Origin of the sequence: Aquaticitalea lipolytica (assembly GCF_014641635.1) — a bacterium.
In the GTDB taxonomy this organism is placed as follows: Bacteria; Bacteroidota; Bacteroidia; order Flavobacteriales; family Flavobacteriaceae; genus Aquaticitalea; species Aquaticitalea lipolytica.
The window spans coordinates 1,316,926-1,338,150 of record NZ_BMIC01000001.1 but is presented as its reverse complement, the minus strand read 5'-3'; the positions used below and the strand labels follow the sequence as shown (position 1 = coordinate 1,338,150).

19 protein-coding genes and 1 tRNA gene are annotated in these 21,225 nt (G+C 30.7%); 9 read left to right on the top strand and 11 right to left on the bottom strand.

Going from position 1 to position 21,225, the window contains the following annotated elements:
• Positions 1-8: 8 nt before the first annotated feature.
• Entirely contained in the window at positions 9-1,274 is a 1,266-nt protein-coding gene (gene nhaD, locus IEW41_RS06210; protein WP_229660181.1) for a sodium:proton antiporter NhaD, read from the top strand.
• Positions 1,274-3,187 carry a KUP/HAK/KT family potassium transporter gene (locus IEW41_RS06205; protein WP_188605427.1) on the top strand — a complete coding sequence of 638 codons (1,914 nt, stop codon included), beginning with the start codon at positions 1,274-1,276 and terminating at the stop codon, positions 3,185-3,187. Before nhaD ends, IEW41_RS06205 begins: the two co-directional genes overlap by 1 nt.
• A 2-nt stretch (positions 3,188-3,189) precedes the next feature.
• Here IEW41_RS06205 and IEW41_RS14700 read toward each other — a convergent pair whose 3' ends face one another.
• The 4 genes from IEW41_RS14700 to IEW41_RS06185 all read right to left on the bottom strand — a co-directional run bounded on the left by IEW41_RS14700 (position 3,190) and on the right by IEW41_RS06185 (position 6,420).
• On the bottom strand, positions 3,190-3,330 hold the full coding sequence (locus tag IEW41_RS14700) for a FeoB-associated Cys-rich membrane protein (protein WP_188605426.1): 141 nt from the start codon (positions 3,328-3,330) through the stop codon (positions 3,190-3,192).
• A gap of 17 nt (positions 3,331-3,347) precedes the next feature.
• Entirely contained in the window at positions 3,348-5,447 is a 2,100-nt protein-coding gene (gene feoB, locus IEW41_RS06195; RefSeq protein WP_188605425.1) for a ferrous iron transport protein B, read from the bottom strand.
• Positions 5,440-5,673 carry a FeoA family protein gene (locus IEW41_RS06190; RefSeq protein ID WP_188605424.1) on the bottom strand — a complete coding sequence of 78 codons (234 nt, stop codon included), beginning with the start codon at positions 5,671-5,673 and terminating at the stop codon, positions 5,440-5,442. Before IEW41_RS06190 ends, feoB begins: the two co-directional genes overlap by 8 nt.
• A 78-nt stretch (positions 5,674-5,751) precedes the next feature.
• Positions 5,752-6,420, bottom strand: coding sequence for an SCO family protein (locus IEW41_RS06185; RefSeq protein ID WP_188605423.1), 669 nt, complete (start codon positions 6,418-6,420; stop codon positions 5,752-5,754).
• Positions 6,421-6,515: 95 nt separating this feature from the next.
• On the opposite strand from IEW41_RS06185, the gene IEW41_RS06180 reads away from it, so the two are divergent.
• From IEW41_RS06180 to IEW41_RS06170, 3 genes are all read left to right on the top strand, one after another.
• The gene (locus tag IEW41_RS06180) at positions 6,516-8,453 is read left to right on the top strand and encodes a M1 family metallopeptidase (protein WP_188605422.1); all 1,938 of its coding nucleotides are present in this window, start codon (positions 6,516-6,518) and stop codon (positions 8,451-8,453) included.
• Between the two features lie 78 nt (positions 8,454-8,531).
• Positions 8,532-9,872 (top strand): RIP metalloprotease RseP, encoded by a 1,341-nt coding sequence (rseP, locus tag IEW41_RS06175; RefSeq protein ID WP_188605421.1) that lies wholly within the window; start codon positions 8,532-8,534, stop codon positions 9,870-9,872.
• 76 nt (positions 9,873-9,948) lie between these two features.
• Positions 9,949-10,022, top strand: a tRNA-Asn gene (locus IEW41_RS06170).
• Between the two features lie 132 nt (positions 10,023-10,154).
• Here IEW41_RS06170 and IEW41_RS06165 read toward each other — a convergent pair.
• Positions 10,155-11,099, bottom strand: a complete 945-nt coding sequence (locus tag IEW41_RS06165; protein WP_188605420.1) for an NAD-dependent epimerase/dehydratase family protein — start codon at positions 11,097-11,099, stop codon at positions 10,155-10,157.
• Between the two features lie 146 nt (positions 11,100-11,245).
• Between IEW41_RS06165 and IEW41_RS06160 the strand changes: the two genes are divergently transcribed.
• Together IEW41_RS06160 and IEW41_RS06155 are read left to right on the top strand one after the other, a co-directional pair.
• Positions 11,246-11,764, top strand: coding sequence for a hypothetical protein (locus tag IEW41_RS06160; RefSeq protein ID WP_188605419.1), 519 nt, complete (start codon positions 11,246-11,248; stop codon positions 11,762-11,764).
• Positions 11,765-11,919: 155 nt separating this feature from the next.
• Positions 11,920-13,989: a M13 family metallopeptidase gene (locus IEW41_RS06155; RefSeq protein ID WP_188605418.1), complete on the top strand. Its 2,070-nt coding sequence runs from the start codon at positions 11,920-11,922 to the stop codon at positions 13,987-13,989.
• Positions 13,990-14,054: 65 nt separating this feature from the next.
• On the opposite strand, the gene IEW41_RS06150 is transcribed toward IEW41_RS06155, so the two are convergent.
• From IEW41_RS06150 to IEW41_RS06140, 3 genes are all read right to left on the bottom strand, one after another.
• Entirely contained in the window at positions 14,055-14,741 is a 687-nt protein-coding gene (locus tag IEW41_RS06150; RefSeq protein ID WP_188605417.1) for a tetratricopeptide repeat protein, read from the bottom strand.
• A gap of 67 nt (positions 14,742-14,808) precedes the next feature.
• Complete coding sequence (locus IEW41_RS06145) at positions 14,809-15,618, bottom strand: Rossmann-fold NAD(P)-binding domain-containing protein (RefSeq protein ID WP_188605416.1); 810 nt, start codon at positions 15,616-15,618, stop codon at positions 14,809-14,811.
• Positions 15,611-17,911: a M28 family peptidase gene (locus IEW41_RS06140; protein ID WP_188605415.1), complete on the bottom strand. Its 2,301-nt coding sequence runs from the start codon at positions 17,909-17,911 to the stop codon at positions 15,611-15,613. Before IEW41_RS06140 ends, IEW41_RS06145 begins: the two co-directional genes overlap by 8 nt.
• A 111-nt stretch (positions 17,912-18,022) precedes the next feature.
• Between IEW41_RS06140 and IEW41_RS06135 the strand changes: the two genes are divergently transcribed.
• Positions 18,023-18,490, top strand: coding sequence for a CBS domain-containing protein (locus tag IEW41_RS06135; RefSeq protein WP_188605414.1), 468 nt, complete (start codon positions 18,023-18,025; stop codon positions 18,488-18,490).
• Positions 18,491-18,492: 2 nt separating this feature from the next.
• Here IEW41_RS06135 and IEW41_RS06130 read toward each other — a convergent pair whose 3' ends face one another.
• The 3 genes from IEW41_RS06130 to IEW41_RS06120 are packed head-to-tail and all read right to left on the bottom strand — an operon-like array spanning position 18,493 to position 20,546.
• The gene (locus tag IEW41_RS06130) at positions 18,493-18,840 is read right to left on the bottom strand and encodes a hypothetical protein (protein WP_188605413.1); all 348 of its coding nucleotides are present in this window, start codon (positions 18,838-18,840) and stop codon (positions 18,493-18,495) included.
• A gap of 6 nt (positions 18,841-18,846) precedes the next feature.
• Positions 18,847-19,371, bottom strand: a complete 525-nt coding sequence (locus IEW41_RS06125; protein ID WP_188605412.1) for a DinB family protein — start codon at positions 19,369-19,371, stop codon at positions 18,847-18,849.
• Between the two features lie 41 nt (positions 19,372-19,412).
• A complete protein-coding gene (locus tag IEW41_RS06120; protein WP_188605411.1) occupies positions 19,413-20,546 on the bottom strand; it encodes a hypothetical protein in 1,134 nt (377 codons plus the stop codon).
• 270 nt (positions 20,547-20,816) lie between these two features.
• Between IEW41_RS06120 and IEW41_RS06115 the strand changes: the two genes are divergently transcribed.
• Positions 20,817-21,149: a single-stranded DNA-binding protein gene (locus IEW41_RS06115; RefSeq protein ID WP_188605410.1), complete on the top strand. Its 333-nt coding sequence runs from the start codon at positions 20,817-20,819 to the stop codon at positions 21,147-21,149.
• Positions 21,150-21,225: the final 76 nt, after the last annotated feature.

Here is a 21,225-nt window from a genome sequence, read left to right as displayed (position 1 = left end):
AGGTTATAATGGAACTAATGATCATTTTTTTTGTTGTTGGATATTTATTTATTGCATTAGAGCATGTAGTTAAAATAGATAAAGCAGCAACAGCCTTGTTTACTGGAGTTACGTTGTGGGCTATATTAATTTTTATAGGACATGACGCTATTGAAACAAAGCTACATCTGTCTGAGCATTTTGAAGAAATTGCTGAAATATTATTTTTTCTTTTAGCAGCTATGACCATTGTAGAGCTGATTGATTCTCATAATGGGTTTAGTATTATTAACAAGGTTATTACCACAACAAAAAAGATAAAACTATTATGGTTGTTATCGATTCTCACATTTTTTTTATCAGCTGTACTAGATAATTTAACAACAACCATTGTTATGGTTGCATTAATAAAAAAATTCTTCGACGACAAATCTGACCTTTGGTATTTTGCTGGTTTTATTATAATAGCAGCAAATGCTGGAGGCGCATGGTCGCCAATAGGAGATGTGACTACAATTATGCTGTGGAACGGAGGGCAAGTTTCAACTAACGCTATAATTCTTGGTCTTTTTATACCAAGTTTAATGTGTTTGTTAGTTCCATTAACTGTTGTTTCTTTTTATATAAAAGGAAATATAGATAATAATGCAGAGCAAACTGATAACAATCACTCTCAAATAAGTACAAAAGAGAGTTATTTTATTTTAGCTTTAGGAGTTGGATTGTTATTGTTTGTTCCTGTTTTTAAAACCATTACACATTTACCTCCATTTGTTGGAATGCTGTTTAGCTTAAGTGTTTTGTGGATTGTAACCGAAATATTGCATAGAAAAAAACCAGAAGATGTAAGACATTCGTTTTCTGTAGCAAGAACTATTCAAAAGATAGATACGCCAAGTGTACTTTTCTTTTTAGGGATATTACTAGCTGTTGCCTCGCTTCAGTCTAACGGAACATTAACATTATTAGGAACAACATTAGAAAACTCTTTCAGTAATATATATATTATAAATATTGTTTTAGGATTGCTATCTTCTATTGTTGATAATGTACCTTTAGTAGCAGGAGCAATGGGAATGTATCCTTTAGATATATTTCCTCAAGACCATAATTTCTGGACATTTTTAGCGTATTGCGCTGGTACTGGAGGTAGTGTTCTAATTATTGGCTCAGCTGCTGGAGTTGCTGCAATGGGAATACTTAAAATAGATTTTTTATGGTATTTAAAGAAAATGTCATGGTTAGCTTTGCTAGGATATTTCGCAGGAATTGTTAGCTATTTAATAATGAAATAATGGACAAATCAGGTATCAATAAAGTATCATTAGCGTCATTATTAATGACTTTAGGGATTGTATTTGGTGATATTGGTACCTCGCCATTATACGTATTTACAGCAATATCACAAGGCAAAATTTTTGACCACATACTTATAATGGGAAGTATGTCGTGTATATTTTGGTCGTTAATACTAATAGCTACTCTTAAGTATTTGTTTTTAGCTTTAAATGCAGATAATCATGGAGAAGGAGGAATATTCTCATTATATGCATTGTTAAGAAAAACGAAGTCTAAATGGATAATAATTCCAGCACTCATAGGTTGTGCAACATTATTAAGTGACGGATTTATTACACCTGCAATTTCAATTTCTTCTGCTGTTGAAGGATTAAGTTTAATTTATCCAGAGTTACCAACGCTACCAATAGTTTGTGTTATTGTGATTATGCTGTTTTCAATTCAGCAATTTGGAACCAAAAAAATTGGAGGTTTTTTTGGCCCAGTAATGCTTATTTGGTTTTTAACCTTAGGTGTTTTAGGGCTAAATCTAATAATAAAAAACCCAGATGTATTAGCTGCAGTTAATCCAATGTATGCATTATCATTTCTAAAAACATATCCAGAAGCACTTTGGGTTTTAGGAGCAGTTTTTTTATGTATAACAGGAGCAGAAGCTTTATATTCAGATTTAGGACACTGTGGTAAACGAAATATAAGAATCACTTGGGTGTTTGTATTAAGTATGTTATTACTTAGTTATTTTGGGCAAGCCGCATTTTGCTTATCTCTTCAGCCAAATGTAACAGTAGAATCTGTTTTCTACGAAACTGTTCCAAAATCTATTTTACCTTATATTATTGGCATTGCAACTTTGGCTACCATAATTGCAAGTCAAGCTTTAATTACAGGAATTTTTACACTAGTTAATGAAGCCATAAAACTTAAATTATGGACCAATCTTAAAGTTAAGTATCCATCAACGCATAAAGGACAAATTTATATTCCGTTTATTAATTATTTCCTATTAGCTGGTTGTTTACTAGTTATAGTTATTTTTCAAAAGGCCTCAAATATGGAAGCCGCTTATGGATTAGCAATAACTATTGATATGTTAATGACAAGCTTATTGTTAGGTTATTTAATGTTGATAAGACATAAGAAGGCAAGAGTTTTGATAGTGATTTTATTTGTCATCTTTTTTGTAATTGAATTTACTTTCCTAACATCAAATCTAAACAAAATCGTACATGGTGGTTGGTTTACACTTTTACTAGCAATTATTTTCTTTACGCTTTTGTATTTTCATCATAAAGCAAAATTATTGAGAAATAGTGTAGCCGAATATGAAGACATTGACCACATAAAACCAATGTTAGAAAGTGTTATTGCGAATAAAAAATTACCATATACATCTACCAATTTAGTATATCCAGCAAGATCAAGGCGAATTAATTTTATAGATAAAACAATAGTACATTCATTGTTTTATATGCAGCCCAAAAAAGCCGAAGTATATTGGTTTTTGCATATTGATATCACTGATAAACCTTATGGTATGGATTATAGTGTTTGTACTATAATACCTAAAAATTGCTTTTTTGTAAATTTAAAATTAGGGTTTAAAGAACCTCATTTAATCGATCAGGCAATCAAAAAAATTCATGCTGATTTAAAAGAATCTGGAGATATAGAAGGCGTAAATGTTTTTTATGAAAATTCTAATATTCAAGTACCACCAGATTTTAAATATATACTTATAAACTCTAGAGTAGCATCTGATAATAAACTTTCAGTAATTGATATGTTTACAGTAAGAATTTATAGATTTTTAAAATCTGTAGGTTTAAGTGCAATTGAAGACTTTGGGCTAGATGTTACCAATACCATTGAAGAAAAAATCCCTATTAATGTGTCTAAAATAGAGTAGTATTAATGGCATCCACAATCGCCTTCTTTGCTACCACAACTTTTATCTGCTTTTGTTTTTTTAAAAAAGTACTTTTTTACTAAGAAACCAACAGCTAATACGAGAGCAGAAAAAACAAGTATATTTTGAAGTAGAGTATTCATAGAGTCTTAGTCGAAAATTATGTTAAAACCTGATACGCAATTAAAGCAACAATATATGCAAAAGCACTCATAATAGTTAATTGCAAAATTGGCCATTTCCAGCTATTGGTTTCTCGCTTTACAATTGCTAAAGTACTCATACATTGCATTGCAAAAGCATAAAATAGCAACAATGATATACCTGAGGCAAAGTTAAATAAAGGGCCTCCTAAAATAGGATTTACCTCTCCAGCCATTCTGTTTTTAATAGTATCTTCATCATCATTTCCTACGCTATAAATAGTAGCTAAAGTGCCCACAAATACTTCGCGAGCAGCAAACGAACTTACTATAGCGATTCCTATTTTCCAATCATAACCTAAAGGTCTAATTGCTGGCTCGATAGCTCTACCAGTGATACCAATAAATGAATGTTCTAATTTGTATGATGCAATATGTTGTTGTAGTTCTTCTTCTGATAAATTTTGAGAAGCATATTCTTTAGCTACAATATCTTCAGCTTTATTAAAGTCATCACCAGGACCATAAGAAGCCAAAAACCACAATACAATTGAAATAGCCAAAATGATTTTTCCAGCACCAAAAACAAATGACTTTGTCTTTTCTAGAACTGTTAATGCAACATTTTTAAGCATTGGCCATTTATAATTTGGCATTTCAACCACAAAAAAAGTTTTGCTTTTTATTTTAAGCACTTTATTTAAAATCATAGCCGAAATTAAGGCTGCTCCAAACCCAATTAAATACAAAAGCATCAAAGTCAATGCTTGATAGCCCAAACCGAAAATTCTTCCTTCAGGTATTACTAAAGATATAATTATTAAATATACAGGAAGCCTTGCCGAACAGGTTGTAAAAGGTGTTACCAGAATAGTAATAAGGCGTTCTTTCCAACTTTCTATATTACGAGTTGCCATAATTGCAGGAATAGCGCAAGCAGTACCTGAAATAAGAGGAACAACACTTTTACCACTTAATCCAAAGCGACGCATGCCTCTATCCATTAAAAACACAACACGACTCATATAACCACTTTCTTCAAGAACTGAAATAAAGAGAAATAAAAATGCGATTTGAGGTATAAAAATAACAATACCACCAAGCCCAGGAATAATACCTTCAGCCAATAAATTTGTAAAAGCACCACTTGGAAGCACGTTTTTAGTCCATTCACTTAATGATGCAAATGCACTATCGATAAAATCCATTGGTACACTTGACCAATCATAAATAGCTTGAAAAATTGTAAGTAATATGATTAGAAAAATGGCATAACCCCATACTTTATGTGTTAGAACTCTATCAAATTTAATACGTAAATCTGTAGCTGTATTTAAGTCAATAGTTTGACCTTTTTTAAGTGTATCATTTATAAATTGATATCGCTTAATAGTTTCTTTTTGCTGTAAACGTTTTAAATCGGCTTTAGATTTGGTTTTAAAATTGGCAACTGGATCTATTTCGTTTCTATCAGTTTTTCCGAAGTTAACATCTTGAGTAATTACCAGCCAAAGCTTGTACAATAATTGGTTTGGGAATGCTTTTCTTAAGCCATCAAAATAATCTTTATCAATTTCTGAAGCATGCATACATGGCTCAACAGACAACTCTTTATAGTTGGAAATTAATTCTTTTAGTTCGTCAATACCTTTGCTTTTTCGAGTACTAACTAGAGCAATTTTTGTGTTTAGTTGCTGTTCTAAATAATCAATATCTAAAGAAATTCCTTTTCTAATCATTCTATCTGCCATATTTATAACAAGAATAACAGGAATTTCTAAATCTTTAATTTGGGTAAACAGTAAAAGGTTGCGTTTTAAGTTTTCAACATCACTTACAACAACAGCTACATCAGGAAAATCTTTATCGTTTTTATTTAGTAAAAGTTCAATAACTACATTCTCATCAAGCGATGATGCATTAAGGCTATAAGTTCCTGGTAAATCAATTATGTGAGCTTTAACACCTCTTGGTAATTTGCAAATACCTTCCTTTTTTTCGACAGTAATACCAGGATAATTTCCAACTTTTTGGTTTAATCCTGTTAAAGCATTAAAAACTGAAGTTTTTCCAGTGTTCGGATTTCCAATTAAGGCAACATTAATCTGCTTACTCATTTATAATATCTATTAAAATATGAATAGCAGTCTCTTTTCTTATGGCTAAATGCGTTCCGTTTACATTTAGGTACATTGGGTCAGCAAATGGAGCAACTTGCACAAGCTCTACCTCATTGCCTGGTAAACAGCCCATTTCGAGTAATTTTAAAGGAATATGAATTGACGAAACATCAATGATTATTCCTCGTTCTCCACGTTTAAGATGTGCTAATGTTACTTCCAAGCTTATTTAGATTGATTTTAAAGAAGCAAAAATAATGTAAAAATTTAGGGTAAAAAAATTGTAAGCAGAAAAGTATGATTAGTCTTCTTTTTTAAGAATTTTAATATCATTAAGCAAGCGTTCAATATCTTCAGGTTTAGTGCCATCATAGTAGCCTCTAATTTGACGCTTTTTATCAATTAGCATAAAATTTTCAGTATGAATCATATCATATTCATCACCATTTCCATCAGTTTTTACAGCTAGATAACTTTTACGAGCTAATTCATAAATTTGTTTTTTATCGCCTGTTACCAAATTCCATTTAGTATCATTAACTCCTTTTTCAATCGCATAACGCTTTAGTTGAGCAACGCTATCAATTTTAGGAGTAACAGAGTGTGATAGTAACATTACTTCTTTATCATTTAAAATCTCTTTTTGAATTTTTACCATGTGATCAGTCATTATAGGACATATGGTTTGGCAAGTTGTAAAGAAAAAATCTGCCACATAAATCTTATCTTTATAATCATTTTGAGTTATGGTTTTTCCATTCTGATTAATGAGGCTAAAATTTGCAATTTTATGGTATTTACTTACATGCTGAATGGTACTATCAACCATTTCAAAATTCACTTTTGAAGGTTGATAAACTGGAAGAGGTTTTTCAACATTTAATATTGAATAAAAAACAGAAATTATAATTACAGAAAGAATTAATAAAGCAATTCCGAAAAATTTATACTCTTTAAAAAAAGATAGCATTAGTTTATAATTTAAGGCGTTATGTAAGATTTGAGTGCAAAAATACGACAGAATATACAAAAAATGGGTATTTTTAACCTGCTAAATGGAATGCTATGAAAAGAATTTTACTACTTGTTTTTTGCTTTATTACGACCTTAACTTTTGGTCAGGATTTTAATGAAACACTAAATAGCATAAGAGAAGCTGAAGGTAAATCAGCATTACATCAAATGTTGTTTAGAGCTAACCCAAATACAGGAAATTATAATGTTACCTATCACAAGTTAGAGCTTACAGTTGACCCTTCAGTAGCATTTATTTCTGGAGTTGTAACCACTCATTTTCAAGCTAAAGAAAATATGAGCGAAGTGACTTTTGATTTAGCTGATAATATGACTGTATCACAAGTTATGCAAAATGGAAACAGCTTATCTTTTACTCAAAACGCAAATGATGAATTAATTATAACATTATTTCAAACCTTAAATACTGGACAAACAGGAATTGTAGAAATTACATATAGCGGAAATCCAATAAGCTCTGGTTTTGGTAGTTTTGAGGTTAATACACATAATGGCAAACCTGTATTATGGACACTTTCTGAGCCTTATGGAGCAAAAGGTTGGTGGCCATGCAAACAAGATTTAATAGATAAAATTGAGTCAATTGATGTTTACATTACAACACCTCAGTTTAACTCTACTAGCGACGAGTATGTAGCTGTATCTAATGGGTTGGAAGTTAGCCAAACTATAAATGGCTCTAATAAAACCACGCATTACCATCATAATTATCCAATTCCAGCTTATTTAGTTGCAATAGCTGTAACTAACTATTCAGTATATTCTCATACAGTACCTAATAACGGAAACCCTTTTGATATTGTAAATTATGTGTATCCTGAAGATCTTGGATATGCTCAAACTAATACGCCAGTAACAGTTGATATTATGAACTTATTTACCAATTTGTTTGAGGAATATCCGTTTGCAAGTGAAAAATATGGTCATGCACAATTTGGATGGGGAGGAGGTATGGAGCATACCACTGTTTCCTTTATGGGAAGTTTTGATCGTAATTTGATTGCGCACGAATTGGCACACCAATGGTTTGGTAATAAAATTACATGTGGTAGCTGGAAAGACATTTGGCTAAATGAAGGGTTTGCAACGTATCTGTCAGGTTTAACAATAGAAAATTTAGATGGGAACTCAGCCTTTACAACTTGGAAACAACAACGCAATAACTCAATTACCTCTCAACCTGGTGGCGCTGTATATCTAACAGATACAGACACATTAAGCGTTAATAGAATTTTTAGCGGTAGACTTTCATACAATAAAGGCGCAATGGTTTTGCATATGTTGCGAAAAAAAGTAGGTGATGCTAACTTTTTTCAAGGATTAAAAGATTACTTAAGCGATACAGATCATGCATACGCATACGCAAAAACACAAGACTTTATTCCAATTATGGAAGCTGCGAGTGGTCAAAGTTTAACAGAGTTTTTTAGTGATTGGTTATATAACCAAGGATATCCTAGCTACACAATAGAGTGGAATCAAATTAGTCCAACAGAGGTTAAAACAACCATAACTCAGACTCAAAGTGATGTTTCTGTATCATATTTTGAAGCTCCAGTACCATTGCGTTTTCTCGGGACAATGGGAGAGGTTTTAGATGTTACATTAAATAACACAACCAATACAGAAGAGTTTTTTAACACTGTAAATTTTACAGTTGCTAATGTTGTTTTCGACCCAGAAAGCGATTTAATATCAAAAAACAATAGTGTTCAGCTAGGGCTTTATGAGCCACCAGTAGACTTAGAGTTTCGCATTTACCCAAATCCAACATCGCAAAGTTTTACTATTCAAAAACCAGAAAGCCTTATAGTTAATGAAATAAGAATATTTAATGCATTAGGGCAATTACTTCATCAAACACCTTGGTCGTCAAATATTGATGTGTCTACACTAGCATCAGGCTTGTTGTTTGTTCAGTTTCAAACTAATGAAGGCACAATTAATAAATCGTTGTTAAAAAATTGAGCGAGTATTAATAATTGTTTTCTAAATGGTGTTAAAACATTACTTTTGTGCCTTATAATTTTTTTGATTTAGAGACACATGGAGTTTGTAATAAAAATTGGGCAATTCTTATTGAGTTTATCGTTACTAATCGTATTACACGAATTAGGACATTTTATACCAGCAAAGTTGTTTAAAACACGAGTAGAGAAGTTCTATTTGTTTTTTGATATTAAATATTCACTATTTAAAAAGAAAATTGGCGATACAGTTTATGGTATTGGTTGGCTACCACTTGGAGGTTATGTAAAAATTTCTGGGATGATAGACGAGAGTATGGATAAAGAGCAAATGGCTCAGCCACCACAACCATGGGAGTTTCGTTCAAAGCCAAGCTGGCAACGTCTTATTATTATGCTTGGTGGAGTAACCGTTAATTTTATTCTAGCATACGTTATTTATGTGTTTTTGTCATTTGCTTATGGAGACAAAGACACAAATGTTAACAGCTTAAAAGATGGTTATTGGATAGAGAGCCCAACATTAAACGATATAGGTTTTAAAACAGGAGATAAGATTCTGGCAATAAATGAGAATCCGATAATTAAAGATTCAGATATTGGCAAAAATATTATCAGTGCAAAAACTATCACTATTGAAAGAGACAATGCAGAAAAAACAATTGCCTTACCTGAAGACTTTTTAGGACAATTATCTACAAGACAAAAAAGAGGATTATTTGAATTTAGAATACCTTTTATGATAGGTGAAGTTGCAGATTCATCTGTAAACAAATCGGTAGATTTAAAGAAAGGCGACATTTTGGTTTCTTTTAATGGCGAAGAATTAAAATATTATGATCAATTAGAGTCGAGAAAAAAAGATCTTAAAAATGCGTCTATCGAAGTAGAGATTCTTAGAGGAGAAAACACTTTAAAAAGAACTTTAAAAACTAATGAAAGAGCTGAGTTAGGTATTAGACCAGCTTATGATGAAAGCCGTTTTGCAGAATTAGGATATTTTGATTTAATAACTACTGAATATACGTTTGGAGAGAGTTTTGGTGCTGGTTTTTCAAAATTCACAGGGCAAATTTCTTCATATGGTGAACAGTTAAAAGCTATTTTTACACCAAGTACAGGTGCCTATAAAGGTGTTGGAGGCTTTAAGGCTATTTATGATATTTTTCCAGGAACATGGAGCTGGCAAGCATTTTGGATTTTAACAGCCTTTTTGTCTATTATGTTAGGAGTACTTAATTTATTACCTATTCCAGCTTTAGATGGTGGTCATGTTATGTTTTTACTGTATGAAATTATTTCTGGTCGTAAACCATCAGAGAAGTTTTTAGAACGCGCTCAAATGGTTGGATTTTTCATTTTAATTGCTTTGGTATTATTTGCTAATGGTAACGACATTTTCAGAGCGATATTTAAATAAAAATAATTTTTAAAAATATATTTGTTGAAATTAAAAAATACAATATATTTGCAACCTCAAAAAAGGTAAAACACCTTCCTCCTTAGCTCAGTTGGTTAGAGCATCTGACTGTTAATCAGAGGGTCCTTGGTTCGAGCCCAAGAGGAGGAGCAACTTGAGAAAAGAAGACTTACATGAAAATGTAGGTCTTTTTTAATTTTATGAGTTTAAAACTAGAAACAGGATAAGAAATAAAAAAGGCTTTACGTTGTGTAAAGCCTTTTTTATGTTATTTAAAAAAACTTATTTTTTACTAAGTTGTGTTAGCATCTCTTTAGTCATTAGTTTTAAATCAAAATTATGATTCCAGTTCCAGTCTTTTCTTGCGTAGCTATCGTCTATAGATTTTGGCCAGCTATCAGCAATTTGTTGCCTAAAATCTGGTTTATAGGTAATAGTAAAATCCTTTAGCTCACTTTTAATAGACTCGGCAATTTCTTTTGGAGTAAAACTCATTGCTGCTAAATTGTATGAAGACCTAATGCTTATATTATCTGCTTGAGCATCCATTATTTTAATAGTAGCATCAATAGCATCGTCCATAAACATCATTGGTAATTCGGTGTTTTCAGATAAAAAAGACTCGTAAGTACCATCCTTTAATGCTTTGTGGTATATTTCTACAGCATAATCGGTAGTTCCTCCACCTGGTAATGTTTTCCAGCTTATAATTCCTGGATAACGAATACTACGAACATCAACATCATACTTTTCAAAATAATATTCGCACCAACGTTCACCAACTTGTTTAGTTATTCCATAAACTGTTGAGGGCTCCATAACTGTATGTTGAGGTGTGTTTTCTTTAGGAGTTGTAGGCCCAAAAACAGCAATACTAGATGGCCAGAATATTTTACTTATATATTTTGCTTTGGCAAGGTTTAGTACATGAAACAGTGAGTTCATATTTAAATCCCATGCTTTCATTGGGTACTTTTCACCTGTGGCGCTTAGCATAGCAGCCATTAAATATATGGTATCTATTTTATGTTTTTCAACACAAATAAGTATTGAGGCATAATCTTGAGCATCGACAATTTCAAAAATTCCTGAGTTTACAACATCAAGATTATTATAACTAATATCACTAGCAATTACATTATCGTCTCCATGAATTTCACGCAATTTATAAGTTAATTCCGACCCAATTTGACCACATGCTCCTATAATTAATATTTTAGACGCCATTATATGTTTAAATTTTAACCAAAAATAAAAAGAATAAAAGGTTTATAAAACATAATAAACCCAAATTATACTAAAGCAATAACAATTAAGTTTAATTATATTTACACCATATTACTCTTTGTAAACTATTGAACAGTATTATACCTATGAAGTTTATTTATTTTTCTTTTTTCATTTTTTTAGTTTCTAGCTGTAATCAAGAGCCTAAAGCTGTTGACACTACCATAATTGAAACAACCAAAGAGGAACAGAAAATAACCAAAGAGGATATTGAAAAAATTAAATATGTTGAGTATTTACTTAGTGCAGATTCACAAAATGCTGTAAGTACTTGGCAAAAATATCAAGATCTTTCAACAAATATTGACTTACTTAAAAACGCAAACTTCTCTTTTTTTAAAGACGAAGAAGCAATTTTTAAAACATTTATAAACGATTTTAAAGCTGAAACTCCTGCAACAATAAAATCGCCAGCCATAGATTCTAGAATAACAGTTTTAGAAACTAAACTTTTAAAACTCCATGATTCTGCAAATCTTGATAATATTGACAAGAAGGTAGTGTTAAAAGATATTAAAGACCTTTTGGTTGCTTTTACTAATTTGAATCTTCAAATTAATAAAAAACTAGAGTTTGAATCTCAAGTTATTGAAAAACCTTACTAATCAGTAAGTTCTAATTTTCATTTTTCTTAATGTTTTGTTAAGATGTAACAATTTAGAGGTTTAACCTTCTAATAAATAACTAATTTTATATAAATCAAATATTTAATAACTATGAAATGCTTCGCATTCATGAAATCCATTAAACTATATAAATTATGAATAAAACCAATATTAAAATGATGTTGGCAGTTTCTGGTTTTGCTTTTATTGCTTTAGTTGCATGTAAAGAAGAGCCAAAAAAAGATACTGCAATGACAGAAAAAATTCCAGGAATCATTCTAGAGAATATGGACACTTCGGTAAGTCCAAAAGACGATTTTTACAAGTATGTAAATGGTAATTGGGAGAAACACACTACCATACCAGAAGATGAATCTACTTGGGGAGGTTTTGGCGTTTTACGTAAATCTACAAGACAAGATGTATTAGACATTGTAAAGACTTCAAAAGAGTTGGGAACATATGCTGATGGTACAGATCAAAAGAAAGCATTGTTATTATTTGAATCTGAATTAGATACTGTTGCTAGAAATAAAGCAGGAATTACTCCATTGCAACCTTATCTAGATAGAATTAATGCTGTTAAAAACTTATCAGATTTACAAACAGCAATTGCATCTAGTAATGCTATTTCTGCACCATTTATGGGATTAGCTTCATTTCCAAACTTAAGCAATAGTAAGGTTAACGCAGCTTATATAGTGCCTGGTGGTTTAGGTTTACCTGATAGAGATTATTACTTAGATCAAGATGATAAATCTAAAGAAATACGCCAGCAATATGTTGATCATATTGTTAGAATGTTCAAGTTTATTGGTGTTGATGAAGCTAAAGCTCGTGTTGATGCACAAAAAATATTAGCATTAGAGACTAAGCTTGCTAGCCCAAGATTAGACAAAGTACAAAGCAGAGATGCACGTAATTTTAATAACCCAAGATCTATGAGCGAATTGCAAAGCATGACCTCAAGTATTAATTGGAAAAAATTTATTGCAGATTTAGGTGTTGAAAAACAACTAGATACAGTTATAGTTTTGCAACCAAAATATATGACTGCTCTAGAAACATTTTTAAAGGAAACAAATGTTGAAGACTTAAAAACATTAACACGTTGGTCTACTTTAAATGGAGCAGCTGGCTTATTAAGTACACCAATTGAAAAAGCAAACTGGGATTTTTATAGCAAAACTTTAAATGGAGATAAAGCAATGCGTCCTGCTGAAGAAAGAGCTTTAGGAACTGTTGATAATTCTGTAGGAGAAGCAATTGGGCAATTATATGTTGAAGCTAAGTTTCCGCCAGAAGCTAAAGCTAAAGCTGAAAAAATGATTAAAAACATTATTGCAGCATTCCAAGATAGAATTATGGCTTTAGATTGGATGACTGATGAAACAAAGAAAAAAGCAGTTGAAAAATTAGATAAATTCACTGTTAAAATTGCTTACCCAGATGAATGGGAAGATTATTCTAAACTTCAAATAAAAGAAGGTAATAGCTATACAGAAAATATTTTAGCAGTAACAGATTGGGCAACTAAAAAGAGTTACTCTGAAATAAACGAGCCAGTTGATAAAAAGAAATGGGGAATGGCACCACAAACAGTGAATGCTTATTTTAACCCATTAAATAATGAAATTGTATTTCCAGCAGCAATCTTACAACCACCTTTTTATAATTATACTGCTGATGATGCTGTAAATTATGGAGGAATTGGAGCCGTTATTGGTCATGAAATATCTCACGCATTTGATGATTCTGGAGCACGTTTTGATGCTAATGGAAACTTAAAAAATTGGTGGACTCCAAAAGATTTAGAAGAGTTTACTAAACGTGGTGATGCTTTAGCAGAACAGTATAGCCAAATTGAAGTTTTAGATAGTGTTTACATTAATGGTAAGTTTACACTTGGAGAAAACATTGGAGATTTAGGAGGAGTTCTTGGTGCTTATGATGGACTACAAAGAAGTTTTAAAGAGAATGGAAGACCAGAAAAAATTGATGGTTTTACTGCAGAGCAACGTTTCTTTATGAGCTGGGCAACTGTATGGAGAACTTTAATGAGAGAAGAAGCTCTTAGAACACGTATTAAAACCGATCCACATTCTCCAGGAATGTATAGAGCTACACAACCGTTAAAAAACATTGATGCGTTTTATGAAGCGTTTGATATTAAAGAAGGAGATAAAATGTATTTAGCTCCAGAAAAACGAGTTAGAATTTGGTGATAACCAAAATATAGAGAACAAAAAAAGCAGCCTATTGGCTGCTTTTTTTATATAAAATCTATTATTTATTCTCCTTTTTGTCTTGCTAATAATGCGTTTTTAGTTAATACAGCCATATTAAAATTAGGGTCGATAACTAAAGCATGGTTTAATGTAGCAAGTGCAGTTTCAACATTAGCATCTTTATCTTCATTAAAGATAACAAGCGCTTTTAAATAGATAAAAGCCGCTTTTAATGAAGTTTGATAAGGTTGTTGTGTTTCATAAAAAGTACGTTTCATATCATCTTTAACATTTGCTAAACCATACTCAATTTTAGTTTTAGCAGTAGCAAAATCTCCAGTTTGAGCGCTTAAATCTGCAATTTCATAAGCTAACTGAGGTCCTGGTTTTCTTTCAAATAAAAGATTATAAAATTCTAAAGCACGTGCAGGTTCATTTAACGCATTTAATGCTATAGCTTTAACTTCGAGATTAATGTTAGAATCTGTAGCTTTTTTTTCAATACCTATTGTATTTAAAGCTTCTAAATTTCTTCCTTCAGACACATAAATGTAAGCTAAAGTATCTTTACGAGCCTGACTAGGTTCTAATACATCTAAGTGTGTCATAGCATTTATTACACCTTGTATGTCTCCTTGAGATTTCATTTGTTTATAATAAGCTTCAAAATGCTTTTTAAGCTCTGTTTTGTTTTGTGCTGTTAAGCTAAATGAAGACATAACAACAAGTAAAAGTAAAATCTTTTTCATCTGTTTAAATTTTAATGGGCTAAAACTATAAAAATTAATAGTATTAAATCATAAAAGGATGCAAATATTATAGTTTTATTTTGAAGCTATAATTCAAAAGTTGTACCAGTTTATCTGAGTTTATAATTTTTCCTTTGTTTATCATACTTTCATCAAATTTAGGAACAGGTAAATTTAATGAATTGCAGACTGATGTATAATAATTTTTTCTTGAAGGATGTGGTGTAGTAGATGCATTAAACTTGTTGTTCCAAACATTGTTTTTTATAACCGATTTAATAATGCCTATGCAATCATTCAAGTGGATTAAATTTACTGGAGCTTCAGGATTTTTAAGATTAATTTTTCCTGATAATGATTTTGCTGGATGTCTGTCTCCACCATACAAACCACTAAAACGGATAATAGTTGTTTGAAAATGCGTATTATTTTGAAGCAAATTTTCTATAATTAAAAGCTGCTTTCCAGATTCTGTTTCTGGTTTTGGGATTGATTTTTCAGTAATTATTGGAATTGATTCTTCATCAGAATAAACAGAGGTAGAGCTTATAAAGATTAACTTTTGTATTGATGAATTTTCAATATACGGAATTAGATATTCAATTTGGTTTACAAAATTTGTCTCAGGCTGTTTCCTCAATCCAGGAGGCACATTTAAGATTAAAATATCACTGCCAGAAAGACAATTTTTTATATCACCATTAATACCATCTTTGGTAAACTCTATAATATAAGGTTCAATGTTTACTGCTTTTAACAAGCTTAATTTATTGGTTGTAGTTGTTGAGCCTTTTACTTTAAATGAGTCTTTTATTAATTCTTTAGCTAGAGGCAAACCTAACCAGCCACAACCAATTATACTTATTTGTTTATTCAATAGTAATTTTCTTTTTAATAATTACTGCATCATTTAGTACAAATGGTTTTGGAATCATTGTTTTTGGTCGTTTAGTAACATTAAACATGTCGTTTTCTAACATATCAAATGAAGCTTCATATAACATTATCTCAGTTTTTTGAGAAGCTGGAGTTGTAAACTCTAACTCTAAATGATTATCATCAGCCACATAAAAACCAAACAACCTGTTACTTTTTCGCTTTTTAAATACCGAGTTTTCACCTTTGGCTTTTTGCACGTCTAACCCATTTATATTAAATGATAAAAATTGATTAGTTGAATCTGCAAAAAACTCTAAACGATTTACATATCGTTGAGGTGAAATAAATAATTTTATATGTCTAACATTATCAATAATTGTGTCTTTTTGCTTGTCTATATAAGGTTGATCTAATGGTTTTATGTTAGCTTTTTTACTAAATGTAAAACCTGTATCATATTTACTTCCAAAAGTTGTTTTCTTTATATTATCAGAAGTATCAGGATTATCTGTTAAATATGTTTTTGTCCAATCGTCTAAAATTGTATCGTAAGTTCCCCAAATTGCAGAGTCATTATCAGCATCTAAAATATAAACCAAACTGTTAGGTTTTGGTCTTTCTTCATTAAATCCAGACTGAAAATGTGCAGTTATAAAAAAGCCTAGTGAGGCAAGAAATAGTGCATAAGCCCATCTATTTTTATATCTAGAAAATCCAAAAACAGAAATACATAAAGAAAATATTAATGAAACTAAAAGTGTAGTTGCTATTAGCATTTTTAAGCCTAACCCAACAGGAAACATTTTTATAAATGGCGATAAAATCATTAATGCAGGGAACAGCAGTAATGCCATAAGTATAATGTTAGGATGCTTTTGTCTTACTAAAACAAACAAGCTTATTAATCCAAAGTATACTGGAATAATAAAAAAGCTTGCGCCTTTAAGTTTAAAAGCTATAACACCACATATTACCAACCATAAAAATAAAGGAGGCACAACTAAGCTTGCAGTGTTTTCGGGCTTATAAACCTTGTTATAAAGCCACATACAAACACCAGTTGAAAACAAAGCAAAAGCCCAAATATATAAATGTCCATTATAAGGGAAACCATGTAAAATCTCACCATATTGTGGGTAGATTGCTAATAAAACCTTCCAGCCAAAATAGCCAACTAGTCCATTAATTAAAACCGCAGCAATTCCTGGAAGAAACGCAGCAGCCATATGCTTTGAGTCTAATGTACGTTTATTAATTCCATAAAAAACCAATGCGATAAATATTAATATTGCTAGAATAAGCATAGGTAAAATCCAAGAAAACGGATAACTAATAGTTTTAAACAATGGCACATTAAAGTAAACATCGTCAGCATCACTTTTTAGATTATTTAAATTAGCATTAGAAAAATGGTGAAGTAATGGCATTAAATAAGAACCTTGATGTTCTAGTGTGTTTCTATCTAAACGATCATAATTATCTAGTGCAGTATGATAATCGTAATGGTCATCAATAAAAGCGAAATTAAATCCATCTATATCTCCATCTTCTCTAAAGCGAGTTAAATCTGTATCGTTAGGTAGCATTTTATAAATACTATAGGCTAAAGAATTAGCTACAGGATAATCTGGATTAGCTTTTACAAATTCATTAACAAGATTTTGATTTCCACCATTGGTTTCAATTAGCATATAACTTGGTCCTCCACTTCCACGAGCTTCAAAATTTAAAGCTAGTCCTACATCTTTAGCCCAAGGGTGTTTGTTTACAAAAGTATCTGCGCCATTTAAACCAAGCTCTTCGGCGTCAGTAATAAGAATTATAATATCATTTTTAGGTTGTTTATTTTCACTTAAAAAAGCACGTAAACCTTCTAAAATAGTCACAACTCCAGAGCCAGCATCACTTGCCCCAAAGGATGAATGCGGATTACTATCGTAATGTGTGAGTAATAATAAAGCTTTAGAATTATCACTACCTTTTATTCTCGCTAGTATATTTTTTGGTTTGGTAATTGTTCCCCAATCGGTAAACGAATATTCATCTTGTATTTCTGTTTCTAAGCCTAAATCATTTAGAGATTTTACAATATAGTTTCTAACATTTTCATGCTCAGGAGAACCTATATAATGTGGTTTTTTACTGATGGCTTTAAGATGAACTAAAGCTCTTTCAGTAGAAAATGAATTTTTTGGAGCATCTAAACCAGAAATTTTACTTGGCATTAAAGCTGAATAACTTAAATAGATTGCTAAAATAATTAGAAGGAAAGCAGTTATTTTTTTAAGCATAGTTGGAAGTGTTAGTTGGTTTTATAAAAATACAAAATAATCTCATAGATATTAATGTTAGTTTAATTGCCTTATTTTCAGTAAATTTAAGTTCACTAAAACATGTTTATTATGGGAATTAAAAGTTTTCAAGGCGCAAGAAAGCAACAGCAAAAGGAGTCAGAATCTATTCCTTTTAAGGTGAGAGATTATATGACTACTAACCTCATTACATTTAAGCCAGAGCAGTCTGTTGAAGAAGTTATTGATGGATTAATAAAAAATAAAATTTCTGGAGGACCAGTTGTTAATGAAAATAATGAGCTTGTTGGAATTATATCTGAAGGAGATTGCCTGAAACAAATTAGTGATAGCAGATATTATAATATGCCTATGGCTCAAGATAATGTTGAAAATAGAATGATTAAAAACGTTGAAACTATTGATGGAAACATGAATGTTTTTGATGCTGCAAATAAATTTTTAGAATCTAAAAGACGACGATTTCCAATAGTTGAAAACGGAAAATTAATTGGCCAGATTAGTCAAAAAGATATTTTAATTGCCGCCTTAAAACTTAAAGGTCAGAATTGGAAATAATATTATTCTCGTTTAACCAAAGCAAAATAATCATCTTCTAAAGGTAAATAGCCTTGATCATAAACGAAGTAATAAACAGTTCCTGCTTTAGTAGTATAAATGCTTGTAAAATAATTAAAGTCAAAACCCTTTTCAATTAGTTTTGATCTTGATGTTTTTGTTTTTTTATCAGGATTTAAATCTTCTAATATTCTGTAATTTTTGCGTAATCTATTATTAGTGTTTCTAATTAAGTTTTTACTGTCTTTATTTACTCGATTGTTGTAAGAGTTTCGGCAAGCATCACTACAGAATTTTTTATCAATTCTGCCAACAATTTTTTCACCGCATTCTGGACATTCTTTTTTCATGATTTATCATTTTGTTAAAATAGGAAGAAATTCTACCCAAGGTCCAACTTCATTTTTATATTGTTTTGCCATGACTCTGGCTATTTGTGCAATATGACCTAAATCGTGTGCTACCCAACAAGCCAATAATTCCTTTAAGGTTACTTCGCCTAATTCAGGATGTTTCCCTTTTAGGTTTAATTGCGCTTCTGTTATAGCTAGGGACTTTAAGTATTCTATATTTTTATGTCTTAAATCTGAAAATTCGTTTAGCAATTGTTTTAGATGTTTACCTTTTGAGTTTTCAAATTGAGCAAATCTATCATAGGGTTGAAACGTTTTATTTTCTGAATGACTTAATATAATATTCATTCTAGGAATCCAATCTGTTTTTTCGCCATGAATTAAATGTCCAACAATATCAAAAGCACTCCAAGTATTATCACCTTCAGTACAAAAAATCCATTCATCAGATAAATTAGACAAAAATGAATTTAATGTTTTGGGAGTTTGTTTTAAAATCTCAAGACTTTTCTCAATGCTATATTCCATAGAGGTTTGTTTATGGTGTACCTGTTATAAGGTTTCGTTTATTATTTATAGTATTCAATTTTTCTAATCCATTTATACAATTCAATTCCATCTACTTTTTTAACTATTTCGTTCCAATTTCCCTTCTTATCATAATTGTATTTAAATTCAATTTTATAAGGTCTTAATTCTTTGGAAGACCAATCTTCTTCTGTATATTCTAAAAACTTTAATTCAACATTTTCATAATCATACTTTTCAATTCTTCTTGTATTTGAATCTTTTTCGGTATAGTAATATTTTTTCGTTAATCTATTTTCTTTATCATATTCGTAATTAGTGTAGTAAGGTCTATCGCTTGAGTAGCCTTTTATCTCTTGAATTAAATTATGGTTTTTGTATTTGAAAATCGTGTGTTCGTTTAATTTTATTCCTTTATGGTCACCATCCGAATTTAATCCATAGCGTTTTCTCTCTATGAGTTTATTCGATTCATCATATTTATTTACCAAATCTTTATAAATATTACCTATTGTGTCTTGTATACCCCAAGACCAAGTTCTTTCTCCAACTTTTCTATAGCTATTAGGGTTTTTATAAATTCGGTAAAGTAGTTTACCTCTATCATTGTATTTGAAAATATACTCATCTATTGTTCCGTATTCGTCAATACTTTTTTGCCTAATTAATTTTCCGTTTTCGTCATATCTTTTATATTGATAATTATAAAAATCTAAACCCGAGTTTTGACTTATGATAGTTTCGTGCCTATCGCTTTCATAGTAATGTGTGTCAATGTAAACTAAATCGTAAATGGAATCAATTTTTCTAATTAGTCTATCTTTATTATCATACTCATATCTATAATAGTTTTCAAGCGAGTCTTTTTTGTTGTACCAAATATCTTCAATCAAAAATCCATTTTCATTAAAATGTCTTTCATAATTGATGTAGTAACAAAAATTAGTTGAGTACCATATATCCTTAAATTGAGAAATTGTAGATTCAGGCCCTATAAATCCAGAGTGCCCATAGTCACTGTCAATTTCATTCAATTTAGGATTATCTCTTTCTGTTAGAAATATAACTTTTTCTCTAATAGATTTGACCTTTCCATAAATTGTATCTTTTTGTTGTCCATAGGAAAATGAAAGCAGCAAAAATGAAACAGATAAAATTAGGTTGGCTTTGTTCATTGTTTTTTTGGTTAATCTATTAATTTTTATTTCGGTAAAAAAGTATTAATGAGTATAGTAATTAATTCAATTAGTAATTCAGTTATCTCATTTAGACAAATGCATTTCACTTGTAATATACAAAATATTCGTTTACAAACGACTACAAACATTTACAAACGAGTTTAAATAGTTAATAACCGAATAAAATTTGGTGGCTGTTTCATATTTGCAGTGTTGAATCGATGAAGGTTCAATAGTATTAACTGTTTAACATTAAAATTTATAATTATGAACACGCTAAAAAACAAAGTACAGTTGATTGGAAATCTAGGAAACGATCCAGAAATTATCAATTTAGAATCAGGAAAAATGCTTGCAAAATTTTCTATAGCTACAAATGAAAGCTATAAAAATGCACAAGGAGAAAAGGTAACAGACACTCAATGGCATAATGTAGTTGCCTGGGGAAAGACAGCTAGTTTAGTTGAGAAATATTTACAAAAAGGTAAAGAAATTGCCATAGAAGGGAAATTAACTACGCGTTCTTGGGAAGATAAAGAAGGTATGAAACGATATACAACCGAAGTTGTTTGCAACGAATTGCTTATGTTAAGTAAATAATCATTTTGATTATTTGGTAAAGGCTCACAATTGTGAGCCTTTTTTATTTAATTACAAATCAGAAAATAATCATATA